The following is a 16,195-nucleotide window of genomic DNA, read 5'->3' on the forward strand; positions in this document are numbered from 1 at the left end:
TCTCACTCCTGTTTCGACTTGAAAATGTTTTTGCCTGTCATTCCCGGTCTGTATATTTTAGGCTCCGTCTCCAGCATGACTTTCAGATTTGGGTAGATGTCGTCCCAGCGATTCTTGTTTCGATTCCATTCTTTTGGATAATTGCGGTAAAAAGCATCGGCAAAACCGAATATGTCGGCTTTCATTTCTTTCTGCGCTTGTGTCAGGGCCATGTGCACACGATGCTCAATACCGGTCGCCAATTCGGTTTCCAGCTCTTTGATATACTTTGGATCGGCAAGATCCAGGCCCGTTGTATTTTCAATGATGTCGTCCTGGGTGTCAATTCGGACGGTGATGCTCCAGTCGTCCCCATGAATATGCGGAATCAATTCCGTATGGCTCCTCAGCAGTTGGAAGGAAACATAGCCTTTGGCGTTTTTCGGGGAAATGGTCGTGGTAGCCCTTTTTATTTCGTTTCTCAGCCACAAGATCCCCCGGGTTGTGCTGTCGTTCATACGCCCGACCATTTTCCCGTTTTTTAATATGCCCGTTCCATTCAGAAACGGGAACGCCTCCTGCATTCCTTGTTTCGGTTTGATTTCCACCAATGGAATGACGGCCGCCCTGGCTCTGCCGGCCATCATTTGCATCAGATCTTTCATCGTGATATTCAGTCCGATTCGCGACTCGGCCATTGACCGCAGCCCTTTGGCAATTGAGCGTTCAATAGGGGGGTCAAGCTGCAGCACATCTTTCGCCGACCCTTTGCTGATGAATACTTGTATGCGTTCCCTCGGAGAGGGGTGACGCGTAAAAAATTCCATCGGTTCGGCAAGTCCTTCTTTCGCCAATCTTTCCCCAATAATGAGCACCTCGGCCTGCCCCCAAAACACTTTGCGGGTGAGCACTTGCTGCAATTGGGCAACCGAAGCCGCCATGGTCAGTCCTTTCACCGATCGTACGATCGACAGTCCGGTCCCCCCGCTATCGGCGGAGAACCCTCCCATCTGTTGAGAAGATGAAGGTGACGTAAGATATATTTTGACAGACAGCTCCAATTGGCGATCTTCCGTCCAATCCAAACCGACAGCTGTAATGATCGCCAAATTGTTCACTTCCGTACGGTCCCAACAGCCGGAAAGCCATAGTGCATGAATAGAAAGGAAAAAGAGGACAAAAACGCTTTTTCGTTTTGTTGTACGCATGAAAATCCCCTTCCGATTATCCCTCTTCATCCCCTTTGGCTGGATTTGGCCGTTGCCCGGGGGGCTGCCGATATTCGTTCCATTCTCCGGTCAAGTGCTGGCGCGTGTTCATCATCCAACGCGGAGCCCGCCAAAGGACATCTTTTAAATCGCGACCTTTCAACGGAGCCAGAGGCGACAAATAAGGCACCCCAAAAGAACGAAGAGTGAGAAGATGATTCAAAATGACAATCACCCCCAGGATCACACCAAGGACTCCCAGGAACCCTGCAAGGAACATCATGGGGAAACGAAGCAGCCTGACGGCAATTCCAACGGTGAACCGGGGAGCCATAAATGAAGCGATCCCCGTGATGGCCACAACCATCACCATCGGAGCGGAGACGATTCCGGCTGCAATAGCCGCTTGACCGATGACAAGCGCCCCGACAATGCTGACGGCTGTACCGATCTGCTTGGGGAGTCTGGCGCCGGCCTCCCGCAGCGCTTCAAACATGGATTCCATCAGCAAGGCCTCCGCAATAGCGGGAAACGGTACTTGTTCACGCGATTTCACCATGGTTAACAGAAGGGAGGGCGGAATCATTTCCTGGTGAAACGTAATGACGGCGACGTAAATGGATGGCCCCAGCAAAGAGATGGAAAAAAACAAATAACGCAGCCAACGGATCGCCGTACCCACAACGTATCGCTCATAATAATCTTCAGGTGATTGCAGCATGGATAAAAACGTCACCGGAGCGACCAGCACACTGGGGGTTCCGTCGACCAAGACGGCGACATGCCCTTCCAGCAAGTAGGCGCTTGCCACATCAGGCCGTTCCGTCGAAAGAAGCTGAGGGAAAGGGGAATAAGGATTGTCTTCAATAAATTCCTCGATATACACGCTTGCCAACATGCCGTCGATCTCAATCCGCCGTAACCGGCTCATCATTTCCTCGACTAATGCGGGAGCTGCAATTCCCTCGATATAGGCAATGGCGATCGGCGTTACGGAATAGGTTCCGATGTTCATCGCTTTGATTTTCAAATTCGGACTTCTTACTTTCCGCCGCAGCAAAGTCGTATTGGTCCTTAGCGATTCGATGAATCCTTCTCTTGGTCCCCGTAAAACCGACTCGGCCGTAGGCTCTTCAATTGAACGTTTATCCCACTTGGACAATCCGACCGACAATCCTTGGCCTTCCCGATCCATGAGCAGGACGGGATTCCCGCCGGATATTTCTTCAATGGCATCAGCGACGGTTTTCACAGGTTTGATGGATGAGACGGCAATTTTCTTTCGAATGTTCGAAAGGGTATGCTCCAGAGGGAATTCCTGCTGGAGCGGCGCGAGTACATGCTGATCGACCTCTTCGACATGAGTAAGACCTTCGATGTAAATAAGCACGGCTTTGGTTTGATCGCCAATGAAAAAGTCGTGAAAAATGACGTCGGAACAATTCGCATAAATGCTCTGAAGCAGTTGAAGGTTTTCGTCCAGATGTTCGGAAAATCCGGTTTGGGTTTTCGGATCTTTGTCTTGCAATCCGGCATTTGCAGACTGTTGCCGATCAGAACGCAGCAGACGATTCAAGAACGTTTTTTTTTACCCATAACAATCCCCTCTCGTGGAAAATTCAGTCTGGTGGTCAGTGGATAAAACCGCCAAGAGCGAAATACCACTGTTCTCATTCTTGTTTTTCCTAGTATGGTTCGTTCATGATCCAAATATGCAAATACTTGGAATTAACGCACATTTTTTTACCCGCGTTTATTATCGCTGTAGAGATTTTGGATTCCGGATCAAGCTTAAACTTATGACCTTTGATCGTCATAAAAATACACCCCTAGAAAGAATCGGAATAACCCGAAGGGGGGGTTCCAATGTCTATTCTAAGGGGTGCATTTCAGTGTTGATTAATTGGAGTTTTTTGCGGTATCCGTTATTTTTTGAGCAGAGCAAGGCGGTAAGCATATTCGAACAGGAATTCGAATGCTTCGAGATGCCGCTTCGCTTCGAAGGCGTTCGCTCCCCAGGCATAAATTCCGTGCTTACGCAGCAGGATACCGGGAATACGGGGGACAATCGCTCCTTTTACAAGCTTGGCAATGCTCGGAATGTCGGCGTAGTTGGGCAGAATCGGAATTTCGATTTGCGCTTCCTCTTCCCAAATGTTGAACGCCTTGATCAGTTCTACGCCGTCTACAGGTACGCTGCCGTGCTCTCCGTACAGCTCGGACACCAGGTTATTGAATACCGTATGTACATGAAAAATGGCGCCGCACCCGGTCGCACGGTAAATTTCACAGTGGATCAGCGTCTCCGCAGACGGCTTCAACCCGGTCGCTTCCATCGGCTTGCCGTTCTGGTCCACCAGCAAGTAATCGGAGGGGGTATGGACGGACTTGTCTTTTCCGCTGGAGGTGATTGCAAAAGCGAACTGATCCGGGGAGAACTCACCCGTGCGAATGGACAAATTGCCGCTTGTGCCCGGAAACCATCCCCGCTCGGCAAAAATCGTTTTGACTTCGCGAAGCTCGGCAAACGCCTGCTGCTTTTCTTCTAAACGAATGGCGTCGAAACTCAACGTGTTCTCATCTCCTCAAGCTGCTTAATGACATCGAAAAAATTTTCAAAGGGGTAATAATTCAAGTTCAGCTCCTTGCAGAGCTGCACCAAATGCGCGCGGGCAAAGACGATGTCCGCGAGCTTGGCCCCTTCAAAATCGGTGACGCTGTCTCCGATCAAAATGCGCTCGTATGACTCGGCAGGATATTGACGGATGATGGTCGTCTTGCACATGCCGCAGTCGTTTGCGCAATGCTCGTCGCAGGCATGCGGCCATTCGATCCGAATATGCGATCCGCTGAAGTCGCTGCCGTTGCAGTAAATGTTCTCCTGCGGGATCGGGAACTGCGACAGAACGGGGTAGACAAAAAAGTCGATTCCGCCGCTGGTCACCAGAAAATGCACGTCCTCGCGGCTGCAGTATTCAAGCAGCTCCCGAAATCCGGCGCGGATCGTTACGTTGCCTATGGCATAATCTACAACTTCCTGATGCATCGAAGTGGGGAGCAGGGCGAACATGCGCCCGACGCCTTCGCGAATCGATATCTTTTTGTGAATCACCTGATCCACGAGCGCGTCCCAGCCCGGAGGCTGAAAATGCTTCATGATCGCTACAATGTTGTCGTTCACCGTGATGGTTCCGTCGAAATCGCAAAAAATAATCCGATTTTTGCTCATTCCTTGATCCCCCAGGCGTCGATCGCCGCTTGCAGCTCCGCGTGCCCGTCAGCCGCATATTCGCGAAGCGGTCTGCCAGCCAGGCAGCCGGCGATGGCTTGACGGAAGGCGCGGCCTCCCGCCGCGGCGCCCATCGGATGCCCATGGACTCCGCCTCCGGCATTGACGACGACTTGATCGCCGAAATCCTTGAGGATCAGAGGCACGAGTCCGGGGTGAATGCCCGCAGACGGAACAGGAAAGCTCTGCGCCAGCGGGGCTTGTCCGTTTGCGGACAAGGCATATGCCGATGCGTCTGTGGTCAGCAGCGCTTCTTTGATCGCCATATTCTCTTCCCGCGGCATCACGACCGAGCCGTAAGGGGAGGGGAACAAGACGAGATCCGCTCCTGCCAGCCGCATCAGCTTGCCGAGCAGAACGCTGGCTGCGATCCCGTGATATGGAGACGGGTAGAACGCTCCTGCCATAGCCGGGTGGGCCATAATCGGCACGCGGATATCCGGATGCCGGCTTAACTCGGCCAAGGCATCGAAGCCGTAAGCCAGTACGTTGAAGAGCAGCGCATTCGCCCCGGCATCGATGGCTTTACGGGCCTGCTCAATCAAACCGAAGGTCGGGCCTGTCAGATTGACGGCATACAGCAGCTTTTGCCCGGTTGCTTTCTGTGCTTCCGCCGCGGCCTGCATGCAGGCCTCCACACGCCGCTCGATCGGGGTTAGCGGGTTCTCGAACAGGATTTCGTCGTCCTTAATCAAATCGACGCCGCCTAAGGCCTGCTGCAGGAACTGCTCGCGCAGGGCCGGAAGATCGTGGCCGATGACCGATTTGAAAATGCTCATTAACAGCGGCCGGTCGTGAATACCGAGCAGGTCGCGGACGCCCTGAATACCGTATCTCGGCCCGGGAAAGGCGGATAAGAAAGCTTCGGAGAACGAGAGATCGATCAGCTTGATGCGGCCGTCCATCGACAGCTTGCCGAATACCGTGACGAGCAGGGCAGGGATGTCGCGGCTGAAATTGATATCGGGATAAGCGATTTGAATATCGGCGTATCTTTCGGATGCGGACTCTCCGGCCGCAGGCTCATGAACCTCCACGCGAACTACGCGGCCCAAATGCTTTTCCATTTCGGCCTTGCGCGCTTGCGGCAGGTCTGTCCAGCTTCCGACGGTTAATCCGACGGCGATGCCAGCCGCTTTCTTATGAAAATCGGCTTTTTCGTCGTAGCAGCGATAGGTCGCTACGCAATATGCGCCATGGGTTTCCACATTCATTGCATGACACCTACTTTACTTGGTTTGGGAAGTGACGGAGGCGCTGATCGCCGCACCCAGCTCACCGGCGCGTTCGGCGGCGCGGAGCACGGCCTTCGCGACCGCTTCCGGGAATCCGTGACGATCAAGCGTCTCCAGCGCGGCCTGAGTCGTCCCGTTAGGCGAAGTGACCTTCCGGCGCAAATCGGCAGGATCTTCCCCGGTGGCCTGTACCATACTGGCAGCGCCAAGGACCGTTTGAACGACAAGCCGCCGCGCTTCTTCAGGTTCAAGCCCTCCCTGAACGCCGCCCTGGATCATGGCTTCCATCATATAATAAATGTAAGCCGGTCCGCTCCCGGAAACACCGGTAATTGTGTCAAGCAGCGGCTCTTCCACAGTGGATACGATGCCGGCCGATTCAAACATTTGGACGGCAAGCTGACGGCCTGCCGGCGTGACATTCGGGGAAAAGCTCATTCCGGTCACCCCGAGGCCGATGGTGCTCGACGTATTCGGCATGGTTCTGACGATAGAGTAATCCGCTGCGTCGAGCAGTGTTTGCATGGTATCGATCGTCAGGCCGGCGATGACGGATACAAGCAGCTGCTCGGGCCTTATCAGATGCTTGATCTTGGACAGACCCTCAAGGGCATCTTTCGGTTTAAAGGCCAGAACGACGATATGCCCCGTTCGGATGGCGTCGTCTTTTTCCAATTCGTTGACGGAACTGCGGATGCCGTAACGCTCGCGGAGCTCTTCGAGCCGGGCGCGGTTAGAGCGGTTGATGACAAAAATATTTTCACCGTGCACGCCGCCTTTGGTGATCAGTCCGCGAATGATCGCTTCGGCCATCGAGCCGGCGCCGATAAACGTGAATTTCATATGAGACAAGGATGAGGTCATCTGGGTTACTCCTTTACTGCGTGGAAAAAAGAGAGGCCAAAGGCATGCTCTTATCCACGGATTTGTCCGTTTCCGACAATGCGGAATTTGCTTGAGGTCAAGGCCGGCAAGCCCATTGGACCACGGGCATGCAGCTTCTGCGTGCTGATGCCGATCTCTGCGCCGAAGCCGAATTCAAAGCCATCGGTGAATCGGGTGGAGGCATTATGATAGACGGCGGCCGCATCCACTTCCGTGAGGAAGCGTTCCGCGTTGGCGGCATTCTCGGTGACGATACACTCCGAGTGCATCGTGCCGTGGCGGCGGATATGCTCCAGCGCTTCGTCAAGGCTGTCGACAACCCTCACATTGAGGATGTAATCATTATATTCGGTATCCCAGTCTTTATCGGAAGCGGCCGCGATGGACGGCACAAGCTTCCGTGCGGCCTCGTTGCCGCGCAGTTCCACCCGATGCTGTGTAAACTGTTCTCCAATGATTCCAAGATGACGCTCGGCGAATTTGCGGTGCACCAGCAGCGTCTCCATCGCGTTGCAAACCGAAGGACGCTGAACCTTGGCATTAATGGCGATCTGAAGAGCCATATCCGGCTGCGCGCTTTCGTCAATGAAGGTGTGACAGATGCCGGCTCCGGTTTCGATGACCGGTACAGTGGCGTTTTTCACTACATTTTGAATCAGCGAGGCCCCGCCCCGTGGAATCAGCACATCGAGCAGACCGTTGAGCTTCAGCATTTCGTCGACGGAAGAACGGCTTGGATCCATGATCAGCTGCAGCGCATCCGTAGGGACATCCGTTTGGGCCAGCGCGGCGTGAAGAACCTCCACTATACGTTTGTTAGAGTAAAGGGCGGATGAGCCGCCGCGCAGCACAACCGCGTTACCGGTTTTCAGGCACAAGCCCGCGGCGTCGACCGTAACGTTAGGACGGGCTTCATAGATCATCCCGATGACGCCGATCGGCACCCGCACCTTGCGGATCTTCAAGCCGTTCGGACGTTCGAACTCCTCCAGCGTATCGCCAATCGGGTCGGGCAGCGCCACGACCTGCCGCAAGCCTTCGGCCATGGCTTCGATGCGCTGGACGTTCAGCGCCAGCCTGTCGAGAAGGGACGTGGTGATACCGCTCTCCCTTCCGCGATGCAAATCTTCCGCATTGGCGGCAATGATCGAATCGGCTTCCTGCACCAGGGCATCCGCCATGCGCAGCAAGGCGTTGTTTTTTTGCTCCGTTGTCAACAGATTCAGCTTCGGCGCGGCTTGCTTTGCAAGCCTGGCCTTCTCGACCACTTCGCTGGGAGCTAAAGTTTGATCCATGTTCGTCACGATGACCATCTCCTTTAGGATACGATTGATGAATGAACGGCACCGTTCATTTGACCGCTGTAGAGAGCGTAATCCATTCGTCCCGGTGAATGACTTCGATCCGGGAAACGTCAATTCTTTTTTGGACTTCTTCGGTGCTGAGACCCCGGACGGCTTGAAGCTGCCATGCGGCATAGTTCACGACACCGCGGCCGATCGTCCGGAGCGTAGGTCCGGCCACTTCAATGACGTCGCCGGGATGAAAGTCGCCTATAACTTCCTTGACGCCTGCCGGGAGCAGGCTTTTGCCGCGCGTTACCAGGGCAATCTCCGCGCCTTCGTCCACGATAACCTTGCCGTGCGGCTGAGAGTGAAAACCGAGCCACTGCTTTTTCATCGGGAGATTGTGCGCGCTCGTATCAAAGTAAGTGCCCTTACCCGTTCCTTCAACGACAAGCAGCATATCGCCCGGGTCTGCGACGCGCCCGACGAATACGGGTACGCCGCCGCGCATCGCAATCCGGGCCGCCTCGACCTTGGAGCGCATGCCGCCGGTTCCGACCATGGAGCCGGAGTCGCCGGCGATGCTGTACACTTCCTCGTCAATCTCAGATACGCGGTCGATCCGTTTGGCCCCGGCGTTCTTGCGCGGGTCTGCCGTATACAGTCCGTCGGTATCGGTGATGATCACCAGCCTGCGGGCACGGACGAGATTGGCTACCAGCGCGGACAGGGTGTCGTTGTCGCCGAATTTGAGCTCGTCGACGGAGACGGTATCATTCTCGTTGATAATTGGCAGGATGCCGTGCCGCAACAATTCCTCTATCGTCATCTGAGCGTTATGGATTCGTTTACGGCTTACAAAATCGGAGCGGGTCAGCAGGATTTGTCCGACACGGATCTCATGCTGCCCGAAAGCCGCTTGGTAGGCCTGCATAAGCAGCGCCTGGCCGACGGAAGCGGAAGCCTGCTTCTCGTGCAGCAGCTTGGGACGTACGGTATAGCCCATTTCCCGAAAGCCTGCCGCCACTGCGCCTGAAGTAACAAGCAGCACAGCATACCCTTGTCTGCGGAGCTGAGCAAGCTCCGCGGCAAAAAAACGGATTTTGGCTTGGTTCAAACCGCCTTCATCGGAGGTGAGCGAGCTGCTGCCGATTTTGACTACAATCGTTTGCTGCATCTGGATCACTCTTTTCCTTACTTTGTCTTATCAATACAAAAAGGCCCCGTCCTGCTAAGGACGAAAGCCTCTACTTCCGCGGTACCACCTTACTTGATGAAAAATCATCCGTCTCCGTCCCCGGTAACGGCAGGGAGTGCCGTCCAACTCTTCGTTGGCAGTTCAGGGGCGGGTTCGGAAGGCTCCACGGTAAATTCTCGCAGCCATCGGAATTTACTCTCTGGACGTGCAGGGGGCTTCCTACTAGTCCCGTCATAACGTTTGCTTTTCATTTAAGAATAACATGCGTGGTAAGGTTTGTAAAGGCGGGAAGCGCGGCCGCCCGGCCGCCGGCCGGATTATCCGAACAAACCGAGCGCTTGGATGCGTGCTATCGCTTCCTTGAGTCTGGCCTCCGTGCTGAGCAGGCCAAGACGGACATAGCCTTCCCCGTGTTCTCCAAAGCCGACGCCCGGTGCGACGACGATCTTCGCTTTGTCCAGCAGCATGTCGGCCAGCGATTCGGAAGAATACCCTTTGGGAACGGGCAGCCACGTAAAGAAAGATCCTTGCGAACGGTTTGCTTTCCAGCCGATGCTGTCGAGCGCTCCGAACAGGGCGTCTCTGCGGCTCTGGTAGACCGAGACAAGCTCCTTTACGCAATCCTGAGGGCCGGTCAGCGCCACGGACGCCGCTTCCTGGATGCCGCCGAACAGACTGCAGTAATAATGGTCCTGGATCAAATTGATCATCCGGACGACCTCGGCATTGCCCAGACAGAAGCCGACGCGCCAGCCGGCCATGTTGTACGTTTTGGAGAGCGTGTAGAATTCGATGCCTACTTCTTTGGCCCCCGGAGTCTGCAGGAAGCTGATCGGCTGCTGTCCGTCGAAGCCGATGGCGCCGTATGCAAAGTCGCTGGCCACTACAATGCCGTTCCTGGCGGCGAAATCGACGGTTTCCTTATAAAAGGAAGCGGGAGCGGTTACGCCCGTCGGATTATTCGGGTAGTTGATAAACATCAGTTTCGCTTTGTTGATCTCATCGGAAGACAGCGCACTGTAGTCCGGAAGAAAAGCGTTCGCTTCGCGCAGCGGCATGAAGGCCATACGGGCTCCGGACAGCGCGACGCCGGACCAGTAATCGGGATATCCGGGATCGGGAACAAGACATACGTCTCCGGGGTTCAGCAGGCACTGCGCGATCTCGACAAGCCCGGTTTTGCCGCCGAACAAAATCGCCACTTCCTTTTCCGGGTCGAGCTCGACGCCGTAATCCTCCCTGTACCGCTTGGCTACGGCTTCTTTTAAAAACAAATAGCCGTTAAAGGGGGGATAGCGGTGGTACAGCGGATTTTCCGCAGCTTCCTGCAATGCTTTCACAATATGAGGAGGGGTTGGACGGTCAGGATTACCCTGTCCCAAATTAATAACGTCATGGCCCGCAGCGGTTTGTTCGTTCGCTTTGCGCACGAGCTTGGCGAAAAACTGTGTGGGCAGGTCAACAAGACGCTGCGCAGGTTGAATCGGAAAAGCGCTGACGGCGCTTTGGGCTGCATTATTCATTCGAAAGGTCACTCCAATGGGTTCAAAAATGGTTCGCAAACGCAAAATGATCCTGCGCTTCATATAGATGAAAGGCGGATAAAACTAATGTAACATGAAAAAACCTGCAGGTACAGAAGGTTTGCAAAACCATGAAGGAAAAGGACGAAAAATGATATAAAAAATGATATAACCGGTCGGCTGACGGCATGTTTCTGCGATCTTCCCGTTCAGGATACACGAAACGTTGGCAGGAATGCGGCGAACAGCAGGAAACATGATCGGAGAAGAGAGGGGAATCGTCTTTTTTAGTAAATATCATTCACTAATTAAAGTAAGGTCAAAACAACGGATTGACTTTGCTGCGGAGCCTGTGCCGGATATAAATATGTGCTGAATTCATGGCGGACGGAATCATGGTTCGCGGAAAAACATACTATGGTATCGATTAAAAAGTATTGATTTTTTTTCCTTTTGATAATAAAATCAGTTTAGTGAACGGAATTTACCAAAAAGAGGAGGTGAAATCAAATGGAGACTGCAAAAAGCTCCTACGGCAACGTAGCTCATGCTTTAGACATCCTGCTGGCTTTTAAAGATAAAAGCGAGCTTTCTTTGGTTGAAATGTCGGAGCTTTTAAAAATCCGAAAAAGCTACTTGTTAAAAATATTGGATGGCTTAAAGGAGAAGCAATTTATTACCCAGGATTCCAGTACAGGAAATTACCAGCTGGGCTTGGCCTGCCTTGAATTGGGATATGCCTTTGAAAAGCGGTTGGATATTCGCAAGGTGACCCATCCTTCATTGGTAGAATTGGCTAAAGTTACGAATGAACTCGTTCACTTAGGTGTACTGGATGCCAATGTTGTCGTGTTGCTGGATCGGGTCGTTTCGAATGATTCATCCTTACGGTTGCAGTTTCACTTGTCATTAACGTCGCCGCCGTATTCCACGGCACTCGGAAAAGTCTTGCTGGCTTTCAGCGATGAAGCAAAGGTGGAGCATTATTTATCGACGACCAAACTGGAGCCGTATACTTCGCACACCACGGTGGATCCCAATATTTTCCGGCTGGAGCTGGCGCAAATCCGGAAGCTGGGCTACTATCTTTCGTATGAAACTTTCGAAAACGGGATTTCGTGTCTATCCGCCCCGGTGTTTTCCAGAAATGGCTCGATAGCGGCGGCGATCAGCATCTGTGCGCCAACCATTCGAATCATGTCCAAAGAAAAAGAATTGGTAAAGCATTTGCTTGAAACGACTTCCAAGGTATCAGCCAAATTGGGATACGCTCCAATGGAAGTGACAAGCTGACACGACGGCGCTTTGGACAAAAAAAGAGGGATCTTTTCATAATAAATGGCAAGCGACCAAACTCCCATTTGAAAAGATGCACCTCCATCATTAAGTTTATCACACCAACGGAAAAAATTGAATGGCAGCATGTTTTTTAACGTGTGTTCAGCGGTGCAGCATGCCTGTTTTTCGAGTTACTGAAAGCGTTATATTATAAAGGCGGATAGAACTTTGTTAGAAAAAATCACTTGCTAAAGCGGGGGATACAATGGCTCAAGTTCAAATTGCAGCTCCACCGGAGATAAATAAGAAAAAAGCAAACAGAGCATTGTTGGCAAGTATGGTTGGAAGCTCCATCGAGTGGTTTGATTTTTTTCTTTACGGTTCCATGGCTGCATTGGTATTTAATAAACTGTATTTTCCCAGCGATGATCCCATAGTAGGCTTACTGCTGGCCTATATGTCGTTCGGGCTCTCGTTTTTCATTCGTCCCTTAGGAGGTATTGTATTTAGTCATATCGGCGATAAAATCGGTAGAAAAAAGACGCTGATGTTAACTTTAATGCTGATGGGCGGAGCAACCGTACTGATCGGTTTATTGCCGGATTATAATGCTATCGGGATTTGGGCTCCTATCCTGCTCGTCTTTTTGAGATTGTGCCAGGGCCTTGGGATCGGCGGGGAGTGGGGCGGTTCCGTACTGTTGGCCGTAGAATATTCATCCAAAAAGAACCGAGGGTTCTTCGGGAGTATCCCGCAGCTGGGCGTACCCGTCGGAATGCTTCTGGGAACTGTTGCCATCTCGCTGTTAAGCAATCTGCCGGAGGAACAATTTCTCTCATGGGGCTGGAGGCTGCCTTTTATCCTTAGCGCTGTATTGATTATTGTAGGTCTTTGGATTCGTAAAGGCATCGAAGAGACGCCGGTTTTCCAGGAAGCAAAAGAGAGCGGCGATATCGCCAAGATGCCGCTGGTGGATACGTTCCGGTATCACTGGAAATCCGTGTTCATTACTGCCGGCGCCAAATTTGTTGAAACCTCGCCCTATTATATTTTTGCTACTTTTGTAATCGCTTACGCTACGGGGTATCTGGGGTATCAAACGTCTACTGTTCTTAATGCCGTAGCCATTGCCAATCTGGTAACCATATTCATGATCCCTTTGATGGGGAAACTTTCGGATAAAGTCGGCAGAAAGCCGCTTTACATTGGCGGAACCATCGCGATGCTGCTGTTTGCCTTCCCGTATTTTTATTTGCTATCGCTGCAGTCTGCCATATGGTTGACCGTAGCGACGATTATCGCGATCGGCATTATATGGGCTCCGCTGGAGGCTGTGATGGGAACGATGTTCTCCGAGATTTTCAGCACGAATATACGTTATACGGGCATTTCTGTCGGGAATCAGTTGGGTGCCGCAGTGTTCGGAGGTACAACGCCGATGGTTGCGCTTGCACTGCTTAATGCTTTCAATGATTCCTGGGTACCGGTAGCTTTATACATTGTCGCCGCCTGTATCATTTCTCTTATTTCGCTTTTTGCCATACGCGAAGGGAAAAATTTGGACTTATAAGCACCACCGGATTCGATTTACCTAAATATATAAAAAAATAATCGGATTGAAATCAAAAAGGAGTGGATGATCTTGTCTTCCGTTTTTTTACCGGTCAGAATTGAATTTGGAATAGGCAGCAGTACGCGTATAGGTAGTGAATTCGATTCACTAAAGTGCAAACGAGTCATGATTGTTACGGATAAAGGAGTCATTCAGTCCGGTTTGCTGGAGAACATGACTCAAAGCTTGGCCGACAGCCATATACAGTTTGCGATATATGACAGGGTACTGCCCGATCCCAATATAGCGTGTGTGGAGCAGGCAAAGGAATTTTATTTTTCTGAACAATGCGACGGCATTTTGGCTGTGGGTGGTGGAAGCTCCATTGATACCGCCAAAGCGGCCGGAGTCCTGGTTACCAATTCGGAACCCATCATGAGCTATACGGGAATAGACCAGATTAAAAATCAGCTTCCGCCGTTGATTACTGTACCGACAACATGCGGGACGGGGTCGGAAGTAACGAATGTAACGGTAGTCACAGATGAGAATCATTTCAAGAAGCCCATTATATCATCCTACATCATCCCGAAAGTGGCTATATTAGATCCGAATTTGCTGCTTAGTCTTCCTCCTCATCTGGTTGCTTCTACCGGTATGGATGCATTGACTCATGCCATCGAAGCTTTAACGAATAACATTCAAAATTGGTATGGGGATTCCTGCGCTTTGGAGGCGATCCGTCTGATCGGCAAATCCTTGAGGCCTGCGGCGGCCAACGGAAACATTACCGATCTTGGCCGGATGCTGTATGCCAGCACATTGGCAGGCATCGCCTTTACCGTATCGCGTTTAGGCCTGGTTCACGCCATGTCGCACCCTGTCAGCGGTTTTGCGGGGATTCCGCATGGTGTAGCCAATGCCGTTTTATTGCCCTATGTGATGTCCTTTAATTTGGTCGGTAATCCGCATGCGTATGCGCTGGCGGCCAACGCCTTGGGGATCTCGCCGCAGGAAAATGAAATGGCGGCCGCCGTGGAGGGAGTAAAGGAGGTTATCAAATTAAACCATCAGCTTGGCATTCCCAAATCGTTTAAAGCACTTGGAGTGAATGAAGAACTGATCCCCGGCATGATCGAGGACACCTTCAAAAGCGGAAATGTCGCTATCAATCCAAGAAGGGTAAGCATAAGCGATGTAGAGCAAATCTATAAAAAATCGTTTTCCGGGGACAGCCCGCTGGGATTTATCGAGTGAGAGATAATTTAGAGGAGGAGAAACTATGCGTTATTTAAACTACATTAACGGGCAATGGAAAGAACCGGTTTCAGGAGATTACAAATTGAACTTGAGTCCGCATAATCAGGAGGTTTTGGGAGAATTCCCGTCAAGTTCGGCGGAAGATGTGCAGGAGGCGGCGGCCGCGGCAAAGAAGGCATTTTCTTCATGGAAGAAGCTTTCATTTCAACAGCGGGCATCCTATTTGATCAAAGCAGCAGCCATTTTGAACGAAAAAGTCGAGGAAGTAGGCCGTGACCTCTCGCTGGAAGAAGGAAAAACATTGGCAGAGGGCATTGGCGAGACACGGCGTGCGATCAGTATTCTGGAATATTATGCGGCGGAAGCCCGGCAGCCGATCGGTGAAGTGATCCCTTCCGTCAATGCGGAAACCTTCTTGTATACGACACGTGTTCCGGTAGGGCCTGTCGGATTGATAACCCCTTGGAATTTTCCGATTGCGATTCCGATGTGGAAGATGGCGCCGGCCCTCATTTACGGGAATACCGTGGTGATTAAACCGGCGGACATTACTCCGAAATGCGTTTACCATATCATCAGTGCACTTGATGAAGCGGGACTGCCCGCAGGCGTCGTCAATTGCGTATTTGGCAGAGGATCCGTCATTGGTACGGCTTTGGTTGAGAATCCGCATATCAAAGCGATTTCGTTTACAGGCTCCAACCAAGTCGGCCATCAGATTCAGAATCAAGCCGTAGCTTCGGGCAAGAAGGTCCAATTGGAGATGGGGGGCAAAAATCCGCTTGTGGTGCTGGCCGATGCCGACTTGGAGAAAGCGGTGGACATCGCGATTAGCGGGGCATTTAGATCCACCGGACAAAAATGTACGGCAACAAGCCGCGTTATTGTGGAGGAAGGCATATATGAAGTCTTCCGCGACCGGCTGGTCGAACGTACGAAGCAGTTGAAAGTGGGCAATCCGTTGGATGCGGACACCTTCATCGGCCCTGCCGTATCCCAATCGCAGCTTGACGGCGTATTGGAGCTGATCGAAGCGGGGAAGGCGGAAGCGACATTGCTCTGCGGAGGCGAACGGCCAACGGACCCGTCGCTTGCAAACGGATTTTATGTGCTGCCGACCGTATTCGAAAATGTATCGAGAGATGCGCGAATTGCGCGCGAAGAAATATTCGGTCCAGTGATCGCGCTGTTTAAGGCGAAAAATTACGATGAAGCGATCGAGCTCGCCAACGATACGGAATTTGGCTTGAGTGCGGCGATCTGCACCAACAACCTGACGCTGGCGGAGCGATTTGTCGAAGACATCGAAGCGGGGATTGTGCATGTCAATTCGGAAACGGCGGGCGCGGAGCCGCAGGTTCCGTTCGGCGGCTGCAAGAATTCAAGCACAGGTTCGCGGGAACAGGGCAAGACGGCGATTGAATTCTATACGCAGGTGAAGACCGTTTATAAGGACCGGTTGTAATACGTCCCCGAAATCATTTCATTGTTTATTAAAACTT

At 52.1% G+C, this 16,195-nt stretch carries 13 protein-coding genes; 4 read left to right on the top strand and 9 right to left on the bottom strand.

What is annotated here, in order from left to right; all coding sequences use genetic code 11:
- Positions 1-2: 2 nt before the first annotated feature.
- The 9 genes from IJ22_RS05000 to IJ22_RS05040 all read right to left on the bottom strand — a co-directional run bounded on the left by IJ22_RS05000 (position 3) and on the right by IJ22_RS05040 (position 10,603).
- Entirely contained in the window at positions 3-1,187 is a 1,185-nt protein-coding gene (locus IJ22_RS05000; protein ID WP_062407703.1) for a Ger(x)C family spore germination protein, read from the bottom strand.
- A 16-nt stretch (positions 1,188-1,203) separates the two neighbouring features.
- Complete coding sequence (locus IJ22_RS05005) at positions 1,204-2,754, bottom strand: spore germination protein (protein WP_375162523.1); 1,551 nt, start codon at positions 2,752-2,754, stop codon at positions 1,204-1,206.
- Between the two features lie 358 nt (positions 2,755-3,112).
- The gene (gene mtnB / locus IJ22_RS05010) at positions 3,113-3,757 is read right to left on the bottom strand and encodes a methylthioribulose 1-phosphate dehydratase (protein ID WP_062407704.1); all 645 of its coding nucleotides are present in this window, start codon (positions 3,755-3,757) and stop codon (positions 3,113-3,115) included.
- The gene (locus tag IJ22_RS05015) at positions 3,754-4,416 is read right to left on the bottom strand and encodes a 2-hydroxy-3-keto-5-methylthiopentenyl-1-phosphate phosphatase (RefSeq protein WP_062407705.1); all 663 of its coding nucleotides are present in this window, start codon (positions 4,414-4,416) and stop codon (positions 3,754-3,756) included. Before IJ22_RS05015 ends, mtnB begins: the two co-directional genes overlap by 4 nt.
- Positions 4,413-5,690 (bottom strand): 2,3-diketo-5-methylthiopentyl-1-phosphate enolase, encoded by a 1,278-nt coding sequence (locus IJ22_RS05020; RefSeq protein ID WP_062407706.1) that lies wholly within the window; start codon positions 5,688-5,690, stop codon positions 4,413-4,415. The genes IJ22_RS05015 and IJ22_RS05020 overlap by 4 nt, the downstream gene beginning before the upstream one ends.
- A gap of 15 nt (positions 5,691-5,705) precedes the next feature.
- Positions 5,706-6,575: a pyrroline-5-carboxylate reductase gene (gene proC, locus IJ22_RS05025; RefSeq protein ID WP_062407707.1), complete on the bottom strand. Its 870-nt coding sequence runs from the start codon at positions 6,573-6,575 to the stop codon at positions 5,706-5,708.
- Positions 6,576-6,625: 50 nt separating this feature from the next.
- Positions 6,626-7,891 carry a glutamate-5-semialdehyde dehydrogenase gene (locus IJ22_RS05030; RefSeq protein WP_201023619.1) on the bottom strand — a complete coding sequence of 422 codons (1,266 nt, stop codon included), beginning with the start codon at positions 7,889-7,891 and terminating at the stop codon, positions 6,626-6,628.
- 55 nt (positions 7,892-7,946) lie between these two features.
- A complete protein-coding gene (proB, locus tag IJ22_RS05035; RefSeq protein WP_062407712.1) occupies positions 7,947-9,059 on the bottom strand; it encodes a glutamate 5-kinase in 1,113 nt (370 codons plus the stop codon).
- A 338-nt stretch (positions 9,060-9,397) separates the two neighbouring features.
- On the bottom strand, positions 9,398-10,603 hold the full coding sequence (locus tag IJ22_RS05040) for a pyridoxal phosphate-dependent aminotransferase (RefSeq protein WP_054818086.1): 1,206 nt from the start codon (positions 10,601-10,603) through the stop codon (positions 9,398-9,400).
- Positions 10,604-11,113: 510 nt separating this feature from the next.
- Here IJ22_RS05040 and IJ22_RS05045 point away from each other — a divergent pair.
- From IJ22_RS05045 to IJ22_RS05060, 4 genes are all read left to right on the top strand, one after another.
- Entirely contained in the window at positions 11,114-11,896 is a 783-nt protein-coding gene (locus IJ22_RS05045) for an IclR family transcriptional regulator (protein ID WP_054818089.1), read from the top strand.
- 250 nt (positions 11,897-12,146) lie between these two features.
- The gene (locus IJ22_RS05050; protein WP_171005930.1) at positions 12,147-13,451 is read left to right on the top strand and encodes an MFS transporter; all 1,305 of its coding nucleotides are present in this window, start codon (positions 12,147-12,149) and stop codon (positions 13,449-13,451) included.
- 72 nt (positions 13,452-13,523) lie between these two features.
- Positions 13,524-14,690, top strand: a complete 1,167-nt coding sequence (locus tag IJ22_RS05055; protein WP_160327345.1) for an iron-containing alcohol dehydrogenase — start codon at positions 13,524-13,526, stop codon at positions 14,688-14,690.
- Between the two features lie 25 nt (positions 14,691-14,715).
- On the top strand, positions 14,716-16,158 hold the full coding sequence (locus IJ22_RS05060) for an aldehyde dehydrogenase family protein (RefSeq protein WP_062407717.1): 1,443 nt from the start codon (positions 14,716-14,718) through the stop codon (positions 16,156-16,158).
- Positions 16,159-16,195: the final 37 nt, after the last annotated feature.

The organism is Paenibacillus naphthalenovorans (assembly GCF_001465255.1).
Taxonomy (GTDB): Bacteria; Bacillota; Bacilli; order Paenibacillales; family NBRC-103111; genus Paenibacillus_G; species Paenibacillus_G naphthalenovorans.

Bases quoted from the DNA above. Each gene is read 5' to 3' on its own strand.
- proC (WP_062407707.1), bottom strand. From the start codon at position 6,575: ATGACCTCATCCTTGTCTCATATGAAATTCACGTTTATCGGCGCCGGC.
- IJ22_RS05040 (WP_054818086.1), bottom strand. From the start codon at position 10,603: ATGAATAATGCAGCCCAAAGCGCCGTCAGCGCTTTTCCGATTCAACCT.
- IJ22_RS05015 (WP_062407705.1), bottom strand. From the start codon at position 4,416: ATGAGCAAAAATCGGATTATTTTTTGCGATTTCGACGGAACCATCACG.
- IJ22_RS05030 (WP_201023619.1), bottom strand. From the start codon at position 7,891: ATGGATCAAACTTTAGCTCCCAGCGAAGTGGTCGAGAAGGCCAGGCTT.
- proB (WP_062407712.1), bottom strand. From the start codon at position 9,059: ATGCAGCAAACGATTGTAGTCAAAATCGGCAGCAGCTCGCTCACCTCC.
- IJ22_RS05060 (WP_062407717.1), top strand. From the start codon at position 14,716: ATGCGTTATTTAAACTACATTAACGGGCAATGGAAAGAACCGGTTTCA.
- IJ22_RS05045 (WP_054818089.1), top strand. From the start codon at position 11,114: ATGGAGACTGCAAAAAGCTCCTACGGCAACGTAGCTCATGCTTTAGAC.
- IJ22_RS05020 (WP_062407706.1), bottom strand. From the start codon at position 5,690: ATGAATGTGGAAACCCATGGCGCATATTGCGTAGCGACCTATCGCTGC.
- IJ22_RS05050 (WP_171005930.1), top strand. From the start codon at position 12,147: ATGGCTCAAGTTCAAATTGCAGCTCCACCGGAGATAAATAAGAAAAAA.
- IJ22_RS05000 (WP_062407703.1), bottom strand. From the start codon at position 1,187: ATGCGTACAACAAAACGAAAAAGCGTTTTTGTCCTCTTTTTCCTTTCT.